Origin of the sequence: Pseudarthrobacter sp. CCNWLW217, assembly GCF_037203985.1 — a bacterium.
Classification (GTDB): domain Bacteria; phylum Actinomycetota; class Actinomycetes; order Actinomycetales; family Micrococcaceae; genus Arthrobacter.
The window spans coordinates 102,694-124,483 of the sequence record NZ_JBBCBT010000007.1 but is presented as its reverse complement, the minus strand read 5'-3'; the positions used below and the strand labels follow the sequence as shown (position 1 = coordinate 124,483).

General features: G+C 64.0%; 21 protein-coding genes. 18 read left to right on the top strand and 3 right to left on the bottom strand.

From position 1 onward, the window contains the following. The first annotated feature begins 446 nt into the window (after positions 1-446). From V9L18_RS10210 to V9L18_RS10150, 13 genes are all read left to right on the top strand, one after another. Positions 447-1,463 (top strand): LacI family DNA-binding transcriptional regulator, encoded by a 1,017-nt coding sequence (locus V9L18_RS10210; RefSeq protein WP_337347126.1) that lies wholly within the window; start codon positions 447-449, stop codon positions 1,461-1,463. Positions 1,464-1,541: 78 nt separating this feature from the next. Then, a complete protein-coding gene (locus tag V9L18_RS10205; RefSeq protein WP_337347048.1) occupies positions 1,542-3,215 on the top strand; it encodes an ABC transporter substrate-binding protein in 1,674 nt (557 codons plus the stop codon). Between the two features lie 105 nt (positions 3,216-3,320). Continuing rightward, complete coding sequence (locus V9L18_RS10200) at positions 3,321-4,298, top strand: ABC transporter permease (RefSeq protein ID WP_337347047.1); 978 nt, start codon at positions 3,321-3,323, stop codon at positions 4,296-4,298. An 83-nt stretch (positions 4,299-4,381) separates the two neighbouring features. After that, complete coding sequence (locus V9L18_RS10195; RefSeq protein ID WP_337347125.1) at positions 4,382-5,311, top strand: ABC transporter permease; 930 nt, start codon at positions 4,382-4,384, stop codon at positions 5,309-5,311. Beyond that, on the top strand, positions 5,308-6,270 hold the full coding sequence (locus V9L18_RS10190; RefSeq protein ID WP_337347046.1) for an ABC transporter ATP-binding protein: 963 nt from the start codon (positions 5,308-5,310) through the stop codon (positions 6,268-6,270). Before V9L18_RS10195 ends, V9L18_RS10190 begins: the two co-directional genes overlap by 4 nt. Further along, on the top strand, positions 6,267-7,319 hold the full coding sequence (locus V9L18_RS10185) for an ABC transporter ATP-binding protein (RefSeq protein WP_337347045.1): 1,053 nt from the start codon (positions 6,267-6,269) through the stop codon (positions 7,317-7,319). The genes V9L18_RS10190 and V9L18_RS10185 overlap by 4 nt, the downstream gene beginning before the upstream one ends. Continuing rightward, positions 7,316-8,878, top strand: a complete 1,563-nt coding sequence (locus V9L18_RS10180) for a glycoside hydrolase family 32 protein (RefSeq protein WP_337347044.1) — start codon at positions 7,316-7,318, stop codon at positions 8,876-8,878. Before V9L18_RS10185 ends, V9L18_RS10180 begins: the two co-directional genes overlap by 4 nt. A 410-nt stretch (positions 8,879-9,288) precedes the next feature. Further along, complete coding sequence (locus tag V9L18_RS10175) at positions 9,289-10,884, top strand: glycoside hydrolase family 68 protein (protein WP_337347043.1); 1,596 nt, start codon at positions 9,289-9,291, stop codon at positions 10,882-10,884. Positions 10,885-11,022: 138 nt separating this feature from the next. Continuing rightward, positions 11,023-11,478, top strand: coding sequence for an Asp23/Gls24 family envelope stress response protein (locus V9L18_RS10170; RefSeq protein WP_337347042.1), 456 nt, complete (start codon positions 11,023-11,025; stop codon positions 11,476-11,478). After that, positions 11,475-11,666: a hypothetical protein gene (locus tag V9L18_RS10165; RefSeq protein WP_337347041.1), complete on the top strand. Its 192-nt coding sequence runs from the start codon at positions 11,475-11,477 to the stop codon at positions 11,664-11,666. The genes V9L18_RS10170 and V9L18_RS10165 overlap by 4 nt, the downstream gene beginning before the upstream one ends. Then, entirely contained in the window at positions 11,663-12,043 is a 381-nt protein-coding gene (locus V9L18_RS10160) for a hypothetical protein (RefSeq protein WP_337347040.1), read from the top strand. The genes V9L18_RS10165 and V9L18_RS10160 overlap by 4 nt, the downstream gene beginning before the upstream one ends. Continuing rightward, positions 12,040-12,633, top strand: a complete 594-nt coding sequence (locus V9L18_RS10155) for a DUF6286 domain-containing protein (RefSeq protein WP_337347039.1) — start codon at positions 12,040-12,042, stop codon at positions 12,631-12,633. Before V9L18_RS10160 ends, V9L18_RS10155 begins: the two co-directional genes overlap by 4 nt. After that, on the top strand, positions 12,630-13,241 hold the full coding sequence (locus V9L18_RS10150; RefSeq protein WP_337347038.1) for a hypothetical protein: 612 nt from the start codon (positions 12,630-12,632) through the stop codon (positions 13,239-13,241). The genes V9L18_RS10155 and V9L18_RS10150 overlap by 4 nt, the downstream gene beginning before the upstream one ends. 3 nt (positions 13,242-13,244) lie before the next feature. Here V9L18_RS10150 and V9L18_RS10145 read toward each other — a convergent pair whose 3' ends face one another. Next, positions 13,245-15,095: a glycoside hydrolase family 13 protein gene (locus tag V9L18_RS10145; protein WP_337347037.1), complete on the bottom strand. Its 1,851-nt coding sequence runs from the start codon at positions 15,093-15,095 to the stop codon at positions 13,245-13,247. Positions 15,096-15,220: 125 nt separating this feature from the next. On the opposite strand from V9L18_RS10145, the gene V9L18_RS10140 reads away from it, so the two are divergent. The 5 genes from V9L18_RS10140 to V9L18_RS10120 all read left to right on the top strand — a co-directional run bounded on the left by V9L18_RS10140 (position 15,221) and on the right by V9L18_RS10120 (position 19,890). Then, positions 15,221-16,510 (top strand): ABC transporter substrate-binding protein, encoded by a 1,290-nt coding sequence (locus tag V9L18_RS10140; protein WP_337347036.1) that lies wholly within the window; start codon positions 15,221-15,223, stop codon positions 16,508-16,510. 7 nt (positions 16,511-16,517) lie between these two features. Beyond that, positions 16,518-17,555 (top strand): carbohydrate ABC transporter permease, encoded by a 1,038-nt coding sequence (locus V9L18_RS10135; RefSeq protein ID WP_337347035.1) that lies wholly within the window; start codon positions 16,518-16,520, stop codon positions 17,553-17,555. Continuing rightward, positions 17,552-18,448, top strand: coding sequence for a carbohydrate ABC transporter permease (locus V9L18_RS10130; RefSeq protein ID WP_337347034.1), 897 nt, complete (start codon positions 17,552-17,554; stop codon positions 18,446-18,448). Before V9L18_RS10135 ends, V9L18_RS10130 begins: the two co-directional genes overlap by 4 nt. Next, positions 18,445-18,696: a hypothetical protein gene (locus V9L18_RS10125; RefSeq protein ID WP_337347033.1), complete on the top strand. Its 252-nt coding sequence runs from the start codon at positions 18,445-18,447 to the stop codon at positions 18,694-18,696. Before V9L18_RS10130 ends, V9L18_RS10125 begins: the two co-directional genes overlap by 4 nt. A 141-nt stretch (positions 18,697-18,837) precedes the next feature. Further along, entirely contained in the window at positions 18,838-19,890 is a 1,053-nt protein-coding gene (locus V9L18_RS10120) for a LacI family DNA-binding transcriptional regulator (RefSeq protein WP_337347032.1), read from the top strand. On the opposite strand, the gene V9L18_RS10115 is transcribed toward V9L18_RS10120, so the two are convergent. Beyond that, positions 19,887-20,819 (bottom strand): hypothetical protein, encoded by a 933-nt coding sequence (locus tag V9L18_RS10115; RefSeq protein ID WP_337347124.1) that lies wholly within the window; start codon positions 20,817-20,819, stop codon positions 19,887-19,889. The genes V9L18_RS10120 and V9L18_RS10115 overlap by 4 nt on opposite strands. Before the next feature lie 34 nt (positions 20,820-20,853). After that, a complete protein-coding gene (locus tag V9L18_RS10110) occupies positions 20,854-21,660 on the bottom strand; it encodes an exodeoxyribonuclease III (protein WP_337347031.1) in 807 nt (268 codons plus the stop codon). Between the last annotated feature and the right edge of the window lie 130 nt (positions 21,661-21,790).

Here is a 21,790-nt window from a genome sequence, read left to right as displayed (position 1 = left end):
GTAGAGCGCATCAGCGTTCGACTGAAAATCGAAAGGTCACCGGATCGACGCCGGTCGGAGCCACCACTGGGAAGCATCAGTTCTTCGGAACTGGTGCTTTTCTTCTTTAACGGCTGCGCTCCTTGGTGGCGCCACGGCCCTGAGTACTCGCTCCCCGCAGCTTCTCCCCGACGCTTGGACAATTCCCCCTGGAGTTTCAAGGGGATTTGTCCGTCTCGAGGGGAGTGGCCAAAATTAGCCGTTGACATGACCCAACTAACGCGCGTAACCTAAATCACACGGCGCAAGTAACGCGCGTTAGTAACTCAAGTTGCCGGTCACTGGACCGGCCCCAGACAGAAATTCCGGAGCATTCAATGGCGAACAGCACCCCACCCGCACCCGCTGCGGAGGCAGGCGCAGCCACGCGAACGACGACGGCGGTCCCCATCAACCGCGGTGTCACCATGGCGGACGTCGCCAAGGCCGCCGGAGTGTCCCGAACCGCCGTTTCCTTCGTCCTCAGCAACCGGGAAAACTCCAGCATCTCCGAAGACACCAAGCTCCGCATCCTCGAAGCAGTCCAGACATTGGGCTACCGGCCCAACGCCGGCGCGCGGGCCCTGGCTTCGCAGCGGAGTGATTGGTACGGACTGGTGACTGAGATCGTCACGGCACCCTTCGCCGTCGACATCATCAAGGGCGCTCAGGACCAGGCCTGGCTGGACCGCAGGTTCCTGCTCATCGCCCCCTCCGACCAGGCCGATGCCGTAGGACCCAACCAGGGCATGGAAGATGCCGCCGTTGAAAAGCTGCTGGAACAAAGAGTGGAAGGGCTTCTCTACGCGGCTACCTACCACAGGGCCGTGCACGTTCCCCAAAGCGCCCACGAGGTGCCCACCGTCCTCATCAACTGCTTCGACGCGGATGGGAAGCTGCCCTCGATCGTCCCGGACGAACGCGCCGGCGGCCGCGTCGCCGTCGAACGTTTGCTCCGGGCCGGACACTCCCGGATCGGCGTCATCAACCTGGATCCTGACATCCCCGCCGCTGTCGGGCGCTTGGAGGGTTGCCGCGAAGCACTCGCCGAAGCAGGCTTGGAACTCGATCCTGAACTCATCGTGTCGGGCCACGCGACGGCAGATGGCGGCTACGAGGCCGCCTGCGAAATCCTTGACAAATTTGAAGCGGGGGCAGGCAGGCCAACTGCCCTGTTCTGCCTCAACGACCGGATGGCCATGGGCGCCTATGACGCCATTAAGGAGCGCGGGCTCGCCATCCCCCAAGACATCGCCGTGATCGGCTTCGACAACCAGGAACTCATTGCGGCCTACCTTAGGCCAAAACTGACCACGGTTGCGTTGCCCTTCGAGGAGATGGGTGCGCTGGGTGTCCAGACACTCGCAAGCCTTACAGCCGGACAGCCGATCACTGCACATCAGCAAATGGTCGACTGTCCGCTGCTAGAACGCTATTCAGTCTGACGGCAAATCAACTACTGAACAGCAAACCCCAACCACACCTTCACCTTCAGCGATGAAGAGAGGAAAGAGAACTCCATCATGACACAACAGCGATTCTTCCGGCCTGCCCGGATCACGGCGGCCACCCTGGCAATAGGTGCCCTCCTGCTCACGGGCTGCTCGGCCAACCAGGGCAGTACAGGCGCCAGCGGCGGCTCGTCAGAGAGCGCACTACTCACGATCCCGCGTGAGGACATGGGCACGTTCGTCCAGAACTTCAACCCGTTCGCACCCACGTTGAACCCCATGGTGCAGCAGTCGATCTACGAGTCCCTGCTGGTCTTCAACCCGGCCAATGGCGAAACCACTCCGTGGCTCGCCACGGAGTGGCAAGCAGCAGAGGACGGCAAGTCCATCACCTTCACACTGCGCGACGGTGTGAAGTGGTCCGACGGGCAGCCGCTGGTGGCCGAGGACATCGCTTACACCTTCGAACTCCAAAAGAAGATCAAGGGCGGCTACGACTACCTCGAAAACGTGGCCCCCGAGGGCACCAACAAGGTGAAGTTCAACTTCAGCAAACCGTGGTCACCGGCCCTCTACGACCTGGGCCAGCTCACTATCCTGCCCAAGCACATCTGGTCCGCGCTGGCCGATCCGGAGAAGGACGCCAACGCCAAACCGGTCGGCACCGGCCCCTACACGGAGGTGGACAGCTTCCAGGCCCAGTCCTTCGTGCTGAAGAAGAACCCCAACTACTGGCAGCCGGAAAAGCAGAAAATCGCCGGCATCAAGATGCTCGCCTTCGCGGGGAACGACGGCGCCAACCTCGCCGCCGCGAACGGCGACGTGGACTGGGCCCCGCAGTACATGCCCAACATCGAGAAGACTTTCGTTTCGAAGGACCCCGAACACCGCCAGTACTGGTTCCCGGCCACGGGCGCGATGATCAACTGGCAGCTGAATACCGCCAAGGCACCCTTCAACGACGTTGACGTCCGCAAGGCACTCAGCATGGCCGTGGACCGCGACCAGGTGACCAAGATCGGCATGAGCGGCTACGCCAAACCGGCCGACTGCACGGGTCTTTCCGGCAACTATGAAAAGTGGAAGAGCGCCGACGTCAAGGACAGCTGCACCTGGACCAAACTGGACGTGGACGCTGCCAACGCGCTGCTGGACAAAGCCGGCTACGCCAAGGGAGCCGACGGCAAACGCACGCTGAAAGACGGCAAGCCTTTCGAGTTCAAGATCTCCGTAGGAGCTTCCTCGTCCGACTGGCTGTCGGTGGCCAACGTCATTTCCCAGAACCTGGCTGAGATCGGCGTGACGGCCAAGGTTGATTCCCCGGACTGGGCCGCGGTGGTAGCCAGCTATGAGACGGGGGACTTCGACTCGGGCATCGTGTGGAGCGCCAACGATCCCAGCCCTTACAAGTACTTCAACACCTCCATGGGCACCGCAACGGTCAAGCCGGTGGGGACCAAAACCTTCGACAACTACCACCGCTTCGGGGACGCCGAGGCAGACGCGCTGCTCGCCGAGTTCGCGGCGGAGGCCGACGAGTCCAAGCAGAAGGACATTGCCGTCAAACTCCAGGAGGAGTACAACGACGCCGCGCCCTTGGTGCCACTGTTTTCCGGACCGGTCTGGGGCGCCTTCAACGACACCCGTTTCACGGGCTGGCCCACGGAGGACAACCCGTACGCGACGCTCTCGGAACGTTCACCTACCACGGTCCTGGTCCTGACCTCGCTGGAACCGCGCAAGTAAGCGCGTACTAAACCGCGTACCTCCAAGCGGCCCGCGCTGCTCCTATCAACGCAGCAGCGCGGGCCCGCCATCAAACTTTCCGCAATTCCCGAATGGAGGGAAACCGTGCGCTTTATCCTGCGCCGCCTGGGTTTCTACCTGATTGCCTTCTGGGTGTCCATCACCCTGAATTTCCTGCTCCCGCGCTTTATGCCCGGCGATCCCGTCTCCCGGATGTTCGCCCGGACCCAGGACCGGATGCAGCCTGAACAGATCGAGCAGCTGCGAAAGCTGCTCGGCGTGGACGACCGGCCGCTCTGGGAGCAGTACATCGGCTACCTCCAGAACATGCTGACCGGACAGATGGGGGTTTCCATCTCCCGCTTCCCGGCCCCTGTCACCGAGGTGATCGGCTCACAGGTGGGCTGGACGCTCCTGCTGGGCGGAACCGCGCTGGTGATTGCCGCCGTCGTGGGTAACCTGCTGGGAATCCTGGCAGCGTGGCGGCGCGGGGGCGCTGTTGACTCGGCACTTCCGCCGCTGCTGATCTTCATCGGCTCCTTCCCCTACTTCTGGCTCGCCATGGGCGCCCTCTACCTTTTCGGCGTCACGCTGGGCTGGTTCCCGATCCGGCACGCCTTCAGCGACACCATCACCCCTGGCTTCAGCTGGGAGTTTGTGTCCGACGTCGGCATGCACCTGGTGCTTCCGGCCCTCACCATTGTGCTGGTCTCCCTTGGCGGCTGGATGCTGGGCATGCGCAACACCATGATCGCCACCAACGCGGAAGACTACATCACCATGGCCGAGGCGAAGGGCCTGCGTCCGGGCCGGATCATGTTCCGCTACGCCGCCCGCAACGCCATGCTGCCATCCGTTACAGCCTTTGGCATGAGCCTGGGCTTCGTAGTGGGCGGGGCACTCCTGACAGAGGTGGTGTTCGCCTACCCCGGCGTCGGCTACCAGCTGCTGGCCGCCGTACAGGGCCTGGACTATCCGCTCATGCAGGGCCTGTTCCTGACCATCACGGCCGCCGTGCTGCTGGCCAATTTCCTGGTGGACATCCTCTACGTCCGCCTCGACCCGCGCGTGCGCAGCAACTAGGACTGATCATGACCACTTCCACCGCAAACACCGCTTCCAGCCTGCCGGGCGAGACCCGCGCGGCGGATCCGCTGACCGGCAAAATGCCCGACGGCGGCACCGGACTTCCGTCCGGTGGCTCGGCCCGCAGGCCCAACCAGGGCCTGCTCCACGGCCTGCTGACCAACAAAAAGGCCATGACCGGCGCTGCCATCCTGCTGGTGTTCATCGCCCTGGCGCTCCTGGCACCGGTGCTTTACCCGGATAACCCCTCCAAGATCACCGGAATGGCGTCCCAGGAACCGGACGCTGAGTTCTGGCTCGGGACCACTGCGAAGGGCCAGGACGTCCTGGCACTCACTATCCACGGTGCCCGCAGTTCCCTTTTTGTGGGCCTGACAGTGGGGTTCGCCTCCACGTTTATCGGCATCCTGGTGGGTCTCGCTTCGGCGTACTTCGGCAAGTTCATCGACGAAGCCCTGTCCCTGACCACCAACGTCTTCCTCCTGCTGCCAGGCCTGCCATTGCTGGTGATCCTGGCCGCGTTCCTTCCCCCCGGGCTTGGCACCGTCATCCTGGTCCTGGTGGTCACCGGCTGGGCCGGCTCCGCCCGGGTGTTGCGTTCGCAGGCGCTGTCCATCCGGTCCAAGGACTTCGTGGCGGCGGCTGTGGTCACGGGTGAGCGGCCGCTGCGGATCATGTTCGGAGAGATCCTGCCCAACATGGCCTCGATCGTGATGGGCACACTCCTGGCGTGCATCATCTACGGCATCGGCGCGCAGGCCGGCCTCGAATTCCTCGGGCTGGGTGACGTCAGCACTGTCTCCTGGGGAAACAACCTCTACTGGGCGGGAAATGAAGGGGCCCTGCTGACGGGCAGCTGGTGGGTTTTTGTCCCATCGGGCCTGTGCATCGCCCTGGTGGCGTTCTCGCTGGCGCTGATTAATTACGCGGTGGACGAGGTTACCAATCCCCGCTTGCGGAAAATCAAGAAAACCAAGCCCCTCCCCACCGGAAAGCGAGCAGCGGAATGACCGTTTCCCAGACCTCCCTTGGCTCGTCCCTGCCCGTCCTGGAAATCAAGGACCTCACCGTTAAGTACCGCAGCGACACCAGGTCCATTACCGCCGTCGACCGCGTCTCCTTCAGCATTGGCGCCGGCGAAATCTTCGGCCTGGCCGGCGAATCCGGCTGCGGCAAGTCCACCATCGCCAACACCATCATGCGGCTGCTGCGCGACCCCGCGGAGATCGCAGGCGGAAGCATCCGCTTTGGCGGCAGGGACGTACTGGCCATGGGCAAGGAGGAGTTGCGTCGTTTCCGCTGGCAGGACGTGGCCATGGTTTTCCAGTCGGCGATGAACTCGCTGAACCCGGTGATGACTATCGGCGACCAGATCGTGGATATCTACACTACCCACGCTGGCTATTCGCGTCAGGAGTCCCTGCGGAGGGCTGCCGAACTCCTTGAACTGGTCCGGATCGACCCGGCACGGCTGAAGGCGTACCCGCACCAGCTTTCGGGCGGGATGCGCCAGCGCGCGGTCATCGCGATGGCTGTGGCGCTGAAGCCCTCGCTCCTGATCCTTGACGAGCCCACCACGGCCCTGGACGTAGTGGTGCAGCAGGAGATCATGGCCCAGATCAAGGACCTGCAGCACCAGTTGGGTTTCTCCGTCCTGTTCATTACGCACGACATGTCCCTCATGGTGGAGCTATCGCACCGGATGGCGGTGATGTACGGAGGCAGGATCGTGGAAACGGCCAAGGCCAAGGACATCCACTCGGCCCCGCGCCACCCGTACACCCAAGCCCTCATGGGAGCTTTCCCACCCCTGACAGGTCCGCGGGTACCGCTGACCGGCCTGGCCGACGGCGTGAAGTTCAGCAACATCGCAGACCTCCAGGAAGAGGCGCCGGGACATTTCGTGGCCCCGGTTTCCCCGGACCAGATTGCCCAGAACCAGCCTGCCCTCGAAGGAGCACACCCGTGAGCAAGCACAGTGACACACCAGCCCCGGAGGTCCCAGCCCTTGAGGTAAGAGGCCTGTCCAAGGATTTCCACAGCGGAGGCTTGTTCTCCCGTGCCACGGTGCGTGCCCTCGGCGGGGTGGACCTCAGCATCGGGAGGGGCGAAATCGTGGCCCTTGTGGGGGAGTCAGGCTCAGGAAAGAGTACCCTCGCCCGGTGCATTGCGCGGCTGGAAAAGCCGAGTGCCGGGCAGGTCCTGCTGGACGGAACGGACGTCCTAAAGCGGGATCGGTTCCAGGTGTCCAAGGAGTACCGGTCACGGGTACAAATGGTGTTCCAGGATCCGTTCGGTTCGCTCAACCCTGTCCACCGGATCGAACATTTCCTCACACGTTCCTTGACCCTTCACCGTAAGGCCGGGACGCCCGCGGGGCTCCAGACCCGGTTGGAGGAGCTGATGACCACGGTGGGGCTTACGCCGGACATGCTCAATTCCTACCCGCACGAACTCTCCGGCGGCCAGCGCCAGAGGGTGGCCATCGCCCGGGCACTGGCGGTCGAACCCGACGTAATCCTCGCCGACGAGCCCACCTCTATGCTGGACGTCTCGGTCCGGATCGGCATCCTCAACCTGCTGCGCGGACTCCGTGACCGGCAGGGCATCTCCATGCTGTACATCACCCACGACCTCGCCTCCGCGCGATATCTCGCGGACCGCATCGCCGTGATGTTTGCCGGTGAACTGGTGGAGGAAGGCGAGTCCCTGGATTTGCTGGCGAATCCGGCCCACCCCTACACCCGGCTGCTGGTATCGGCAGTTCCGGACCCTGCCCGCACCGGATCCTACGATCCATCCGCAAGGGCGGCGCTTCGGGCGGCGGTGATGGAACCGGCGTCGTGCGAGTACGACGGCGACCCGCAGCAGCGGTGTTCAGCCTCCGCGCCGGTGCGGCACCAGGTGGGCGATCCCGCCAATCGGCATTGGGTCCGATGCCACCTGTACCGGCCGACGGCCGCCGCAGCGGGCCACGCCCTGGCAACCGAACCCCTGGATGAAGTGGTTTCCGCATGACCGGCCTGTCCCACCCCCTTGCCATCGTGCCGCAGGACGAACTCGTGGCACGAGCCGAGGCGGATCCGCACAGGCCCCGCTTCCACTTTGTTTCGCCGGCGGGCTGGCTCAACGATCCCAACGGGGTGAGCCAATGGAACGGCACCTACCACCTCTTCTACCAATACAACCCCGAGGGCGCCTTCCACCATCGCATCCTCTGGGGCCATGCCACCAGTCCGGACCTGGTCAACTGGACGGACAAACCGGTGGCCCTGGAACCCTCCGATGGGCCGGACGCTGACGGCTGCTGGTCCGGGGTGCTCGTGAACGACGGCGGCACGCCCACCCTGGTGTATTCAGGCCGCCTGGGCGAACGTGAACTTCCCTGTGTGGCCGTCGGCTCACCTGACCTGCTCAGCTGGACCAAAGCCCCGGAAAACCCGGTGATTTCCGGCGCTCCCACCGGAGTGGACATCACCGCGTACCGGGACCATTGCGTGTGGCGTGAAGGCTCCGGCTGGCGCCAGCTGGTGGGCTCGGGCATCCGCGGCCGGGGCGGGACGGCCTTCCTCTATGAGTCCCATGACCTCCGGAGCTGGAACTACATTGGGCCGCTGTTCATCGGCGACGCCTCCGCCGGCGACCCCGCGGCAACGGACTGGGAAGGCACGATGTGGGAATGCGTGGACCTGTTCCGCGCGGGTCCCGGGGTGCTTGGAGATGCTGCAGGGCCGCTGGTGGAGGGGAATGCAGGACCTGACGTACTCGTCTTTTCCGCATGGGACGACGGCGACACGCGGCACCCGCTGTACTGGACCGGACGCTACGCGGGAGACTCGTACAGCCCCTGGCAGCTGCGCCGGCTGGATTATGGCGGCCGGTACTTCTACGCCCCCCAGTCGTTCGCTGACGATAGGGGCCGCCGCGTGATGTTCGGGTGGCTGCAGGAGGGCCGGACGGATGGGGCCATGGTGGAGGCGGGCTGGTCCGGCGTGATGAGCCTGCCGCGGGTCGCCACTTTGGACGCCCAAGGGGAACTGGCGTTTGCGCCTGTGGCGGAGATCGAGTCACTTCGGCGGGACCACGTGCGGATCGGTCCGAGGGAGGTGGCCGGCAGCGAGGTCCTGGCCGGGGTTGGCGGGAACCAACTGGACCTGGAGCTTGACCTTGACGTGGAAACGGGGAGCGTTTTCCGGCTCGGGATACTGGGCTCGGCTGCCTGTCCCGGTGGTGCCGGGACCGAGGAAACGGTTATCGAAATCCGGCGCCATGCCGGGATCAGTGGGGATTCGTTCCTGGCCTTGGACCGCTCCCGCAGCAGCCTGGACCTGTCGGTGGACGGTGAGGAAAAGTCCGGTCCGGTAACCCTGCCCGGTGGAAGGCTCCGGCTCCGCGTCCTGGTGGATCGCTCGGCCGTGGAGATCTTCGCGAATGGCAAACCTTTGACCGCCCGGGTGTATCCGACGCTCGGCGGGACCGCCGTGCGCCTGTCCGCCGAGGGAGCGGTCCGCCTTCGGCAGTTGGATGCCTGGCGGATGGAAGGGATCTTCAGCGGCCCGCGCCCGCTTTTCCCCTGACGCGCACGCCACCCGGCCACACTCGGAACTTTGAGTGAACCTGGGGTGGCCGCGGCGTGACATTTCCCACGGTTGACTATTTCTGACGAAACATTTGACTCGGCCAAACCGTTATGGCACGCGCGCGGTTTGATAGATGTAAGCGCTTGCATGAGATGTCTGACATGTGGCATTTGGGTGATGAAACACGGTTTGAAAAGCCCTCCCGGGGCTGCCTAGCGTAGAAGCAGCTCAGGAAAATAACGATTTGTCCTGCGCTACTTACGGGGCCCCACCCAAGTCCCGTTACCCCTCGATACAACGGCGTCCTCGATGACGCTGCGGTGTTGTTGGGCTCGCCGGATTATTCGAGGCACCAGGGCATACGCCCGTCTTCCACGAATAGTTTCAACTCCGCGAGAAGAGCAAAAATGCACAAGCACCCCCAAACTCCCCGGATGCTGCGGTGGCGTCCCGCTGCCGCAGCACTGGCGGCAGCTGTTGCGGCCTCGGCCTTCCTGGCCATCCCGTCAGCACAGGCCAACGAGCCGGCGGATCCGCCGGCAGCCGAGCAGATGCCAGCCCCGACCCCGGGCTTCCCCCTGCCCACCAAGCACAGCCAGCAGGCCCACGACCCGGCGTCGGACTTCACGTCCAAGTGGACCCGCGCGGATGCCAAGCAGATCATGGCGCAGAGCGACTCCACGGTCGCTCCCGGTGAAAACTCCATGAGCCCGGATGTCACCATGCCGGAAATCCCCGAGGATTTCCCCACCATGAATGACGACGTCTGGGTCTGGGACACCTGGTCCCTCACGGACGAAAACGCGAACCAGATCAGCTACAAGGGCTGGGACGTCATCTTCTCCCTCGTGGCCGACCGCCACGCCGGGTACGGCTTCGACCAGCGCCACTGGAACGCCCGGATCGGTTACTTCTTCCGCAAGACCAACGCCGATCCGGCCAAGGACAAGTGGAACTACGGCGGCCACGTCTTCGCCGACGGTGCCTCAATCGGCAACACTGAGTGGTCCGGCTCCACCCGCCTGATGCAGGGCAACCAGGTCAACGTGTTCTACACGGCCACCACCTTCTACGACGTGGCTGAGCGGAATGCGGGCGGCGGTGGAATCGCCCCGGATGCGGCCATTGCCAAGGCACTGGGCAAGATCCATGCAGATGAGAACGGCGTCACCTTCGACGGCTTCGAGCACACCAAGCTGCTGGAACCCGAGGGCAAGATGTACCAGACGAAGGAACAGAACCCGGGCTTCGCCTTCCGCGATCCGTACACCTTCGCTGACCCGGCGCACCCCGGCAAGACCTTTATGGTCTTCGAAGGCAACACCGGCGGCACCCGTGGCGAGTACCGCTGCGAGGAGGAGGACCTCGGCTACCAGCCAGGTGACCCGCACGCTGAGAACCTGAATGAAGTGAACAGCTCCGGAGCCTACTACCAGACCGCCAACGTGGGCCTGGCCGTCGCGGACAACAAGGACCTGACAAAATGGTCCTTCCTGCCCCCGATCCTGTCCGCCAACTGCGTCAACGACCAGACTGAGCGCCCGCAGATCTTCATCCAGAACGAAAACGGCAAGAACAAGTACTACCTGTTCACCATCAGCCACCAGTTCACCTACGCGGCAGGCATGCGCGGCCCCGACGGCGTCTACGGCTTCGTGGGCGACGGCGTCCGTTCCGACTACCAGCCGATGAACAACAGCGCCCTGGCCCTGGGTTCCCCGACGGACCTGAACATGCCGGCCAACGCTCCGGAAGGTCCCAACCCGCTCCAGAACGGCCGCCAGTTCCAGGCCTACTCGCACTACGTGCAGCCCGGTGGCCTGGTGCAGTCCTTCATCGACAACGTCAACGGCGTCCGCGGCGGATCCTTGTCGCCGACGGTGAAGATCAACTTCCAGAACGGCATCTCCCAGGTGGACCGCAGCTTCGGCCAGAATGGCCTCGGCCCGTTCGGCTACCTGCCCACCAACCTCCGCGTCGGCGGAGAGGGCCACTACAAGTGACCCGCGCCTAGCGGAAGCTGATCCAAAACCTTCCGCAGATGGAGGCGGGGATGTCCGGCATGGCCGGGCGTCCCCGCCTCCTGCCGTTAAGGCGCAGGCAGGGGATAGGGTTGGGAACAACAGAAGGGGGAGTGCCTGATGGAATACCAGAACCCACAACCCGATGCGGGCGTCCAAAACCATAGCGCCGGAAGTTTGGTGCCCGGCCACGGCCGGACCGTCATTTCTGAAACTGCCGTTGCGAAAGTTGCCGGCATCGCCGCCCGTGCTGTCCCGGGGGTCTATTCGCTCGGTTCCGTTCCATCGCGCGCCCTCGGCGCCATCCGGGACGCCGTCGGCAGTTCAGACCACGCTGCCGGAGTGCACGCCGAGGTCGGCGAGACCCAGGTGGCGGTGGACATCAGCCTCGTGGCAACCTACGGCACGCCCCTCCATTCACTGGCTGACCAGGTCCGGTCCTCCGTGTACCGGGCAGTCGAAGACCTGGTCGGGCTGCAGGTCATTGAAGTGAACGTCGAAATCACCGATGTCTATGTGGCCCCGCCTGTGAAATCGTCAGGTCCGGCCACCGCAGAAAGAGAGGCCCTCCTGTGAATCTGACCGTTGTGGGAATCGGTGTGGGCGCTTTCGTGGCGTTTATGTCCTTCCAGTTCGGGCTGTGGGGCTTCCTGGTGTCACTGCTGTTTATGGGTATCGGAGCCCTGCTGGGCCGCGCTGCGGAAGGAAAACTGGACCTGCGCGGCGTCCTGGATGCCATCATCGGCCGGCGCTCCTCGTCATGAGTTCGCCCGCACCGGCCCTTCGAGGCCAGGTATTTGCCGGCCACAACCGCATCAGCACGCAGGCCCTGACCAGCCTGGCGAAGGCCGCCGCAGCAGAAGCACTGGGCGTGCCTGCCCAGGACGTCCGTGCGGACTGGTCCGACGACGACGGTCTGCTGGCGTTGTCCCTCGTGGCGCCCATCAACGTTCCGCCGCTGAAGGCAGTTGCTGCCGACGCCGGTAAGGTGCCAGCCTTCGGCGGGTCGATCTGGGACCGGACCGTCGCCGCGAAGGCTCGGATCCTGGCAACTGTGACGGCACTGAGCGGCGCCCGGCTGAGCCGCGTGGATATCCGGATCAGCGGGGTCCGGATCAGTGAAGGCGGGCGGGTGAAATGAGCCAACCGGACAAGCAGAGAATCCTCTACCGGGAGACCCACTCCTCCCGCGCTGTGGTGGCAACGCTCGTAGCAGTGCTCGTTGTGGTCCTGTGCGCTTATTGCCTCCTGGAATCAGCGGTCCACGCGATTGGCCAGCCTGCCTGGCTGATCGAACCGCAGAGGGCGGCGGAACGCATCGTGGCATTGCCTTCCGGAATTTCGCCGTTGCTGCTCGGCGCCCTGGGTGCCGTGCTTGCAATGATTGGCCTGTTTTTCCTTTTGAACGCTGTCCTTCCCGGCCGCCGTGCCCGGCATGTGCTCAATGGCCAGGGGGCTGACTGGAGCAGTCCTGCGGTGGTGGTGGACGATGAAGTCATAGCATCCGCACTGGCCCGCCGTGCCCGGCTCGCCGCCAACGTCACACCGGAACAGGTGATGGTGGTGGTGTCCCGGCGCCAGATCATGGTGAATGTCCGCCCCACGTCCGGGGTGCCGGTGGATGAGGCGGCAGTCCTTGAGGCCGTGCAGTTCGAACTTGGCGAGATGGCGCTGGTTCCGGTTCCCGAGGTCCGGGTCAACCTGTCCTCGGCAGGGGTGATTGGCGCGTGACGAGCACCCCTGTACTGCTTAACAGGATCCTGGTGGGGATCTTGGGTATCAAGCTGTTCGTTGTTGGCCTCTTCCTGGTCCTGCTGGCCACCGTTCCGGCCGTCGCCTCGTGGTGGCAATCGTGGTCGGCGGACGCCTGGCAGGGAGTAAACCAGGCTTTCAACAACACCCGGTTTCCCGGCCGGCCCGAGAGTTGGCTCTGGATCGTGCTGGTCCTGGTGACCTTGTTGCTGATCGGACTGATGGTGGCCTGGGTGGCCCAACAGGGCAAAGGACGCACCAATTTGCTGGTTTCAGACGACGACGCCGGAGACGTCGCCGGCGACGTGCGGATTGGGGGAGGGGTGGCCGAGCAGGCGCTCAAACACGCCCTCGCTGAACGGCCGGACCTCGCGGGCGCCACGGTGGCAACCTACGCGGTCAACGGCAGCCCGGCTTTGAAGATCCGGCTCCTCCCGCGCCAGGGAGTCGCCCCGCATCTACTGGCTGCCGAAGTGGCAAGCCTGGTTGAGGCCCTGAACGCGGTGGTTGGCAAACCCACCCCTGTGCTGATTCACATTGGCGCCGGTGCGCGGACGCGGTTCGGCCGGGCCGAACGCGTCCGCTGACACTCAGCGGGTCAGGTAAACGCTGCAGTTCGGCGGGACCTCTGGCACAGAACCAGCCGCTGGCGTTGACGTTGTCAGCGACACCGTGAACCCGGGGGGTACCGGAACTGCGGCTGACCCAAGGTTGCAGAGAACCAGCACGTCGCCATTGTGGAACGCCAGGACGCCATCCTGTGGCTGGTGGACGTCCGCCCACTGGAAGGACCCGGATCCAAGCCCCTGGGCGGACCGGAACGCCAGCGCCGAACGGTAGAGCTCCAGCGTGGAACCCGCGACGCCGTCCTGCCGGTCTGCGGCCAGCTCCCGGAATGACTCCGGCTGGGGCAGCCAAGGTGCTACGGGCATGCGGCCGCCACTGCCGGCGTCGGGCGTTGCGTTTGGGGTGCCCCCCAAGCCCGCGGTGTACGCCTCGGCGAAACCGTAACCCGGCTCATCCGCTTTCCACGGAAGCGGCACGCGGCAGCCGTCACGGCCGATCTCCGCGCCTTGAGTGCGGAAGAACGTTGGATCCTGCCGGGCTTCGTCCGGGAGGGTGGTGTGCTCGGGAAGTCCCAGTTCCTCACCCTGGTACAGGTAAACGGAGCCCGGCAGCGCCAACGCGACCAGTGTGGCGGCGCGCGCCCGCTGCAGTCCCAGGGCAGCGTCCGGCTGTTCGTCGCGGGCCCCGATGCCCTTGGGGAAGGTGGTGGGATCTTTGAGCCCGAACCGCGTGGTGTGGCGGACGGTGTCGTGGTTGCTCAGGACCCACGTGGATGGTGCCTCGACGGAAGCCGCGGCCAGGAGCGAGGCTTCAATGGCTTCCGCCATGCGCACGGCGTCCCAGCCGGCCAGGAGGAAATCGAAGTTGAACGCCTGCTGCATTTCGTCCTTGCGGACATACCGGGCCAGCCGTTCAGCGGGTTCCACCCACGCTTCGGCCACCATCATGCGATCGCCGTCGTAGGCGGCCAGCACACGGTTCCAGTCCCGGTAAATGTCGTGCACCCCCTCCTGGTCAAAGAACGGCGACGGCGGGTACACCGGCGATACGGCGCGGTGCGGTTCCTGCGCGTCGGTATGAGCGCCGGGAGCATCGCCGGGCGGGGTGTGCCCGGAATCCGGCGCCGGTTCTACCGTGCCTTCCACCATTGCCGCCACGCCGTCCCAATCCGGCAGCCCGGCTTCCTTGACCATGCCGTGGGCAACATCCACACGGAATCCGTCCACGCCCCGGTCCAGCCAAAAGCGCATCACGGAGCGCATTTCCTCCTGGACCTCGGCATTCTCCCAGTTCAGGTCCGGCTGTTTGGTGTCGAAAAGGTGAAGGTACCACTCGCCGGGAGTGCCGTCCGCTTCGTCGATCCTGCTCCAGGCGGGGCCCCCGAAGATGGACCGCCAGTTGTTGGGGGCAAGGTTTCCGTCACCGGAACCAGGCACTTCGTCTTTGCCGGCCCGGAAAATGTAGCGGTTCCGCTCGCGGGAGCCGGGAGGGGAAGCCAGGGCTTCCTGGAACCACACATGTTCGTCCGAAGTGTGGTTCGGCACGAGGTCAACAATGACCTTCAGGCCGAGGTCGTGAGCAATTCGTAACATAGCGTCGAAATCGGCCAGCGTTCCGAAAAGAGGGTCAACCTGCCGGTAGTCAGCAACGTCATATCCGCCGTCCGCCTGCGGTGATTTATAGAACGGCGATAGCCAGACTGCGTCCACTCCGAGCCGTTGCAGGTAGGGCAAACGGGCTGTAATTCCGCGGAGATCACCCATTCCATCGCCATTGCCGTCGGCGAAGGAGCGCGGATAGACCTGATAGACGACGGCGCTTGCCCACCATGACTTTACCCCTGAGGCGGGGGTGGGAACGGGTGAGTGGTGCATTTGGTTCCTCTCAGGTAACTTTTTGATGTAAACGCTTGCATTTCTTCCGGCAACGTTACTAGTGTGATGGTCACCACATCAACCGCACTGCCGACTTACTTGTCACTCAGCGAGGAGCCTCAAGCATGAAAACCCGTAAATTCTTACTCCCGGCAGCAACTGCCGGCATTTTGGCCCTGACGCTCTCCGCCTGCGCCGGCGGTGGCGGCGGGGGCACCACAGGCGGCGGCGGAACCGACGCCGAAGCCAACCTCGACGGTCGCGGCCCCATTACCTACGTACAGGGCAAGGACAACAGCAACGTTGTCCGTCCGCTGATCGAAAAATGGAACGCTGCCCACCCCGACGAGAAGGTCACGTTCAAGGAGCAGACCGACCAGGCCGACCAGCAGCACGATGACCTGGTCCAGCACTACCAGGCCAAGGACCCCAACTACGACGTCGCAAGTGTCGACGTCGTGTGGACCGCGGAATTCGCCGCCAAGGGCTGGCTACAGCCGCTCAAGGACAAGATGGCTGTGGATACGGCCGGCATGCTTGAGCCCACCATCGAAGCTGGTTCCTACAAGGGCACGCTGTATGCTGCCCCGGTTTCTTCTGACGGTGGCATCCTCTACTACCGCAAGGACCTCGTCCCCACGCCGCCTAAGACGTGGGACGAAATGATGGAGATGTGCTCCATCGCCAAGGCCAACAACATCGGCTGCTACTCCGGCCAGTTCAAGCAGTATGAGGGCCTCACGGTCAACGCTTCCGAGGCCATCAACTCCTTTGGTGGCTCAGTCCTGGACAAGGACGGAAAGCCCAGCTTGAACACGGCAGACGCCAAGGCAGGCCTGGAGAACCTGGTCAAGGCTTTCGCGGACGGCAATATCCCGGCTGAAGCCATCACGTACCAGGAAGAGGAAAGCCGCCGTGCATTCCAGGACGGCAACCTGCTCTTCCTGCGCAACTGGCCCTACGTTTACAACCTGGCCACCACTGAAGGCTCCTCCAAGGTCAAGGACGTCCTGGGCATGACTGCCCTGCCGGGCAAGGATGGCCCGGGCGCCTCGTCACTGGGCGGCCACAGCGCTGCCGTCAGCGTGTACTCGAAGAACAAGGCCACTGCCCTGGACTTCGTGAAGTTCCTGGTTGAAGAGGAACAGCAGAAGTTCTTCGCCACGCAGGGTTCGCTGGCTCCGGTGCTTGGCGACCTTTACGAGGACCAGGAGCTTGTGACCAAGCTGCCGTACCTGCCGGTGCTGAAGACGTCCATCGAGAACGCCGTTCCGCGTCCCGTTACGCCGTTCTACCCGGCCGTCACCCAGGCGATCCAGGAAAACTCGTACTCCGCACTCAAGGGTGAGAAGTCCGTAGAGCAGGCTCTCTCCGATATGCAGAAGTCCATCGAGTCCGCCGGCGCAGGATCGTAGCTTAGCCATGGCAACCGAATTGGGCCCGACGCCGGCAACAAAGCCGGCGTCGGGCGGGACCCCGGTCCACCACGCGCCGAAGGGTGTGGGGGAGGACAATAAGATACTGAGCCAGGGCAAATGGGCCTCCTGGTTGCTCGCCCCCACCATCATTGCGCTGGGCATCGTTATCATTTACCCGATCATCAGCGCCGTCGTTATGTCCTTCCAGAAGGACGCCGGCCTTGACCCGGCCACCGGCCTTTTTACCGCCGGCGGCCCGGCCGGCATCCAGAACTACGTGAACTGGCTCGGCCAGCAGTGTGCCGCCCCCGGCGGCGGCACAGTTGCTTGCCCTCCCGGCACCCTGGGCGGCCAGTTCTGGAACGCTACAGCCACCACCTTCCTCTTCACTGTCATCACGGTGACGTTCGAGACCATCCTGGGCTTCTGGATGGCCATGATCATGGCCCGCACCTTCAAGGGACGCAGCCTGGTCCGGGCCGCCGTGTTGGTCCCGTGGGCCATCCCCACGGCCGTCACGGCTCAGCTGTGGCTCTTCATCTTCGATTTCCAAGGCATTGCCAACAAGCTGTTCAACGTCAGCATTCTCTGGACAGGCAGTGAATGGCCAGCCAAGTGGGCGGTCATCATCGCCGATACGTGGAAGACCACGCCGTTCATGGCGCTGCTCATCCTGGCTGGCCTGCAGATGATTCCGGCTGAGGTTTACGAAGCCGCGAAGGTGGATGGTGCCACGGCATGGCAGCGGTTCAGGATGATTACTCTACCGCTGGTCAAGCCGGCGCTGATGGTGGCAATCCTGTTCCGCACGCTGGATGCACTGCGTATGTTCGACCTTCCGTACATCCTGACGCAGGGTGCAAACAACACCACCACGTTGTCCATCCTGGTGATCAACCAGGTCAGGCAAGGGTTCAACGCGGCGGCAGCACTGTCCACCATTACGTTCATCATCATCTTCTTGGTCGCTTTCATCTTCGTCCGCTTCCTTGGAGCGAACGTTGTGGAGCAAAGCGGCGCCACAGGTAAGGGAAAGAAATGACCACGTCAACAGCGGCCACGGACCTGCGCGCGCGGCAGGATAAGGGGCGAAAGACGGCCCAGAACCGCGAGAAATGGGCACAGGGCCGTACGTACATCAGTGCCGCGGTCATCCTGATCTGGTGCCTCGCGCCTGCCTACTGGATGGTGGTGGTGGCATTCCGCGAGGTGGGCTTCACCTACGACACCTCGATCCTGCCCACGCACGTGACGCTGGACAACTTTGTCACGGCGTTCGATACCTCGTTCGGCAACCGCTTCGGCCAGGCACTCCTGAACAGTATTTTCATTGGCGTGGTTGTTACTGCCGTTTCGCTGCTCATTGGTGTGTTCGCCGCGTACGCCTTGGCGCGACTGACCTTCCGGTTCAAGTTCCTGGTGCTGGGCTTCATCCTCGGGGCGTCCATGTTCCCGGGCGTAGCCCTCATCACCCCGCTCTTCCAGCTCTTTACCAACATCGGCTGGATGGGCACGTACCAGGCACTGATCATTCCGAGCATCTCGTTCGTGCTGCCGCTGACCGTCTACACACTGACGTCCTTCTTCCGCGAAATGCCGTGGGAGTTGGAAGAATCAGCACGTGTGGACGGGTGCACGCAGGGGCAGGCTTTCCGCAAGGTCATCATGCCCTTGGCGGCCCCGGCGATCTTCACTACGGCCATCCTGGCGTTCATCTCCTCCTGGAATGAATTCCTGATTGCCAGCCAGCTCTCCAGCGATGCCACGCAGCCCGTGACCGTCGCGATCGCGAGCTTCGCCGGCGCCCAGCCGAACCAGATTCCGTACACGGCCATCATGGCTGCCGGCACCATCGTCACCATTCCCTTGGTGATCCTGGTGTTGGTCTTCCAGCGCAAGATCGTTGCCGGCCTGACGGCAGGTGCAGTCAAGTGACGGAAGGCGTTTCCCGCCCCGGCAAGTCCAAAGGGGCGGGAAACGAACGCCGGCTGGCACGCTCCGGCGAGGATTTTGACATCATCATCGGATTCCTGGGTTTCTGGGCTGTGGTCCTGGTAGTGGTCACAGTCTGGATGGAGGTGACCGGACAACCCGCACTGTGGTGGGCACTTGGCCTGCTGGCCACACTCCTGGCGATCTACGGAATGCTGCGGCTCCGCAGGAAGCTGCCGGACCGGAGGTAACGCCCCACTGTGATTCCGCGGCCGGCTGTCCCTTTTGCGCAGGTAACACTGCGAAGCAGGGCGGCGGTCAAAATACTATGGCGTGGGGGTATCGCACTAGAGCAGGGGCGTACTCCTGCAGGGAGTACATGAGGGGACACCGTGGCACGCACATCTGAAAGGTCCCAACGGGGCGGCCACAGTGGCGTCAGCATTGAAGATGTGGCAGCCGCAGCGGGAGTGTCCACAGCCACCGTCTCACGGGCGGTGCGTGGACTGCCGCGGGTGTCACCCGCCACCCGCGAGAAGATCCTCGAGGTGGCCGGCGAACTCGGCTACGTGGCCTCATCTTCGGCATCCGGGCTCGCCACCGGACGCACCAAGACCATCGGGGTGCTGGCGCCCTTCGTGAGCAGGTGGTTCTTCTCCAAGGCCATTGAGGGCGCCGACCGGGAACTCCACGCCCGCAATTACAACCTCTCCCTCTTCAACCTGGGCGGCCACGGCAGCAATCGGGAGCGGCTTTTCAGCAAGACCATGGTCTACAAGCAGATCGATGCGCTGCTGGTGCTGTGTATGGCCCTCACCCATGAAGAACTGGACCATTTGCAAAAAATCGACATCCCGTTGGTGGTGGTGGGCGGCCACGTTGAGGAATGCGCCTATATCGGCATTGATGACTACGCCGCCGCCTCCACTGCCGTCCGGCACCTGATCGACCTGGGGCACCGCGACATTGCCCTGGTCCATGGCGACGACGAAACCGACCTGAACTTCGACGTTCCCCGGGTCCGCATCCTGGCTTTCAAGGACGTAATGCAGGGCGCCGGCCTGCCCACCCGCCCCGAATGGGATGAATGGGGGGACTTCACCGTCCGCAGCGGCCAGGAGGCTTTCCGCCGGCTATGGGCCCGTCCTGGGGACAAACCCACTGCCATCTTCTGCGCCTCGGACGAAATGGCCATGGGTGTCATCTTCGAGGCGGCCCGGCTGGGGGTCCGCGTTCCTGAAGAGCTCTCCGTCGTGGGAATCGATAACCACGATTTCGCCGACGCAATGGGCCTGACCACGGTGGGCCAGCGCCCGGACGAGCAGGCTGAGCTTGCCACTAAAATGCTGCTGGACGAACTCGACGGCGTGACGGGGGCAGTGCGCTCCGCGGTGGCACCGCATGAACTCATCATCCGGAGAACCACGGCGCCGCCGCGGGACTAAGAAGCCCTGGCCAGCTGCCTGATGGGGATCCACCGCGACGCCAGCCGACGGTATGCTGCCGCTGCGCCGGTCATGTCACCCTCGGCGAGGCACTCGATTCCCAGCCTGATATCCATCGGTGACTCGTCCGGATACACCTTGTCCGCCACGGCCCCGTAATCCAGCTCCACCATGGAATTGACGTGAAACAGCTCAAGCCACTCCGTGAGCTGGGCGAGATCGTCCAGCATGTCCAGGTCCGGGGCCGCCAAGGCAAGGTTGGCCACAGCGTAGCGTGCCCGTTCCATGGCGTCGGTGATGGGGGCCCAGACGCGGACGGTGAGGATCCGCCCGCCGGACTCCACGACGTCCTTGCGGTCACCTTCCATAAACAGCGAGAACCAGCTGAACGGAATGCCCCAGGTTGAAGCGCGGGTATGGACCCGGATGGATCCGTCGCGGGCCTTGACGAGGTCGATGCGTTCCTGGTGCTTGTCCCGCTGTTCTTCCGGAATCAGCATTTCAGCGAGGGGGCCGTGGATGCCTTCCATCAGGGCGTTGGCTGCCAGGCCGGCCCGCAGCACCAGCTGGCTGGGGCAGTAGAGCAGCACGGGGTCCGCACCCGCACTTGACTGAGCGCCAGCGCCGCCGTCGGACGTTCCCGTTGCCGGGGCATCTTCGGGCAATGCCGGCGGCGGCACGCCGGGAGCTGTGGTGACCCGGACCAGGTCGGTGCGACCAGTGGGGAAAGGATCGCCGCCAGCCCGGGTGATCCGGCCAAGGGACGCGAGCAGCTCGGCGTTTTCCACCGCTGCGCGGGAGGCGGTGCGGGCGCCAGCCGCCCGGATGGCCTCGCGCTGGTCCTCGGGAAAGGCGTCCAGGGGTTCGTAGACGCGCAGGGTGGAGGAAAAGGGCAGGCCAGCCTGGCCACGGTAGAGGTTTCCGGTCATCGTTTCCCCCTTTCGGCGGTCCATGGCTGCAGCATCAGTCTGCCAGATCCACCAGCACGGGTGCGTGGTCCGAGGCGCCCTTGCCTTTACGTTCCTCGCGGTCGATCGAAGCGCCGGTCACCCTCGCGGCCAGTGCCGGGGAGGCCAGGATGAAGTCGATCCGCATGCCCTCCTTTTTGGGGAAACGCAGCTGGGTGTAGTCCCAGTACGTGTAGACGCCGGGACCGGGGGTGTAGGGGCGTACGACGTCGGTGAAGCCCGCCTCTTCAAAGGCATGGAAGGCCGCGCGCTCCGGCGGGCTGACATGGGTATACCTGTTGTTCACGAAGAGGTCGATGTCCCAGACGTCGTCGTCAAAGGGTGCGATGTTCCAGTCACCCATCAGGGCAACCTGTGCGTGGGGGTCGGCGGTGACGAGGCCCTGCGCGTGGGTCTTCAGGCTTTCGAGCCACTTGAGCTTGTACGGCATGTGCTCGTCGTCGAGCGACCGGCCGTTGGGGATATACAGGCTCCAAACCCGAACGCCGCCGCACGTGGCAGCCATGGCACGGGCCTCCTGGACGGGATCCTTTCCGGCCTTGCCGAATGCAGGCTGGTCCAGGAATGTCCGTTCCACGTCTTCGAGGCCAACCCGGGAGGCGATGGCCACGCCGTTCCACTGGTTCACGCCGAAGTGGGCCACCTCGTAGCCCATCCTCTCGAAAAGTTCCCACGGGAAGTTCTCGTCCTTGCACTTGGTTTCCTGGATGGCCAGGACATCGCAGTCAGTGCGCTGCAGCCACGCCTCCACGCGGTCGGCGCGGGCACGGAGAGAATTCACATTCCAGGTAGCAATCTTCACAGTCCTAACTTACCGAACTTGGGCGCCCGGCATAGCCCACGACGGCGGAGCGCTGCTGGCTATGCCGGGTCGGCTGCAAACTGCAAAGACGGGGCACTAGGGCGCGGACACGCCGTCGCCTTGCTCCTGG

What these genes read in the sequence shown, in the direction of transcription:
- V9L18_RS10175 (WP_337347043.1), top strand. Translation starts at nt 9,289, where the DNA reads ATGCACAAGCACCCCCAAACTCCCCGGATGCTGCGGTGGCGTCCCGCT.
- V9L18_RS10195 (WP_337347125.1), top strand. Translation starts at nt 4,382, where the DNA reads ATGCCCGACGGCGGCACCGGACTTCCGTCCGGTGGCTCGGCCCGCAGG.
- V9L18_RS10155 (WP_337347039.1), top strand. Translation starts at nt 12,040, where the DNA reads ATGAGCCAACCGGACAAGCAGAGAATCCTCTACCGGGAGACCCACTCC.
- V9L18_RS10135 (WP_337347035.1), top strand. Translation starts at nt 16,518, where the DNA reads ATGGCAACCGAATTGGGCCCGACGCCGGCAACAAAGCCGGCGTCGGGC.
- V9L18_RS10145 (WP_337347037.1), bottom strand. Translation starts at nt 15,095, where the DNA reads ATGCACCACTCACCCGTTCCCACCCCCGCCTCAGGGGTAAAGTCATGG.
- V9L18_RS10115 (WP_337347124.1), bottom strand. Translation starts at nt 20,819, where the DNA reads ATGACCGGAAACCTCTACCGTGGCCAGGCTGGCCTGCCCTTTTCCTCC.
- V9L18_RS10130 (WP_337347034.1), top strand. Translation starts at nt 17,552, where the DNA reads ATGACCACGTCAACAGCGGCCACGGACCTGCGCGCGCGGCAGGATAAG.
- V9L18_RS10205 (WP_337347048.1), top strand. Translation starts at nt 1,542, where the DNA reads ATGACACAACAGCGATTCTTCCGGCCTGCCCGGATCACGGCGGCCACC.
- V9L18_RS10210 (WP_337347126.1), top strand. Translation starts at nt 447, where the DNA reads ATGGCGGACGTCGCCAAGGCCGCCGGAGTGTCCCGAACCGCCGTTTCC.
- V9L18_RS10140 (WP_337347036.1), top strand. Translation starts at nt 15,221, where the DNA reads ATGAAAACCCGTAAATTCTTACTCCCGGCAGCAACTGCCGGCATTTTG.
- V9L18_RS10180 (WP_337347044.1), top strand. Translation starts at nt 7,316, where the DNA reads ATGACCGGCCTGTCCCACCCCCTTGCCATCGTGCCGCAGGACGAACTC.
- V9L18_RS10160 (WP_337347040.1), top strand. Translation starts at nt 11,663, where the DNA reads ATGAGTTCGCCCGCACCGGCCCTTCGAGGCCAGGTATTTGCCGGCCAC.
- V9L18_RS10170 (WP_337347042.1), top strand. Translation starts at nt 11,023, where the DNA reads ATGGAATACCAGAACCCACAACCCGATGCGGGCGTCCAAAACCATAGC.
- V9L18_RS10190 (WP_337347046.1), top strand. Translation starts at nt 5,308, where the DNA reads ATGACCGTTTCCCAGACCTCCCTTGGCTCGTCCCTGCCCGTCCTGGAA.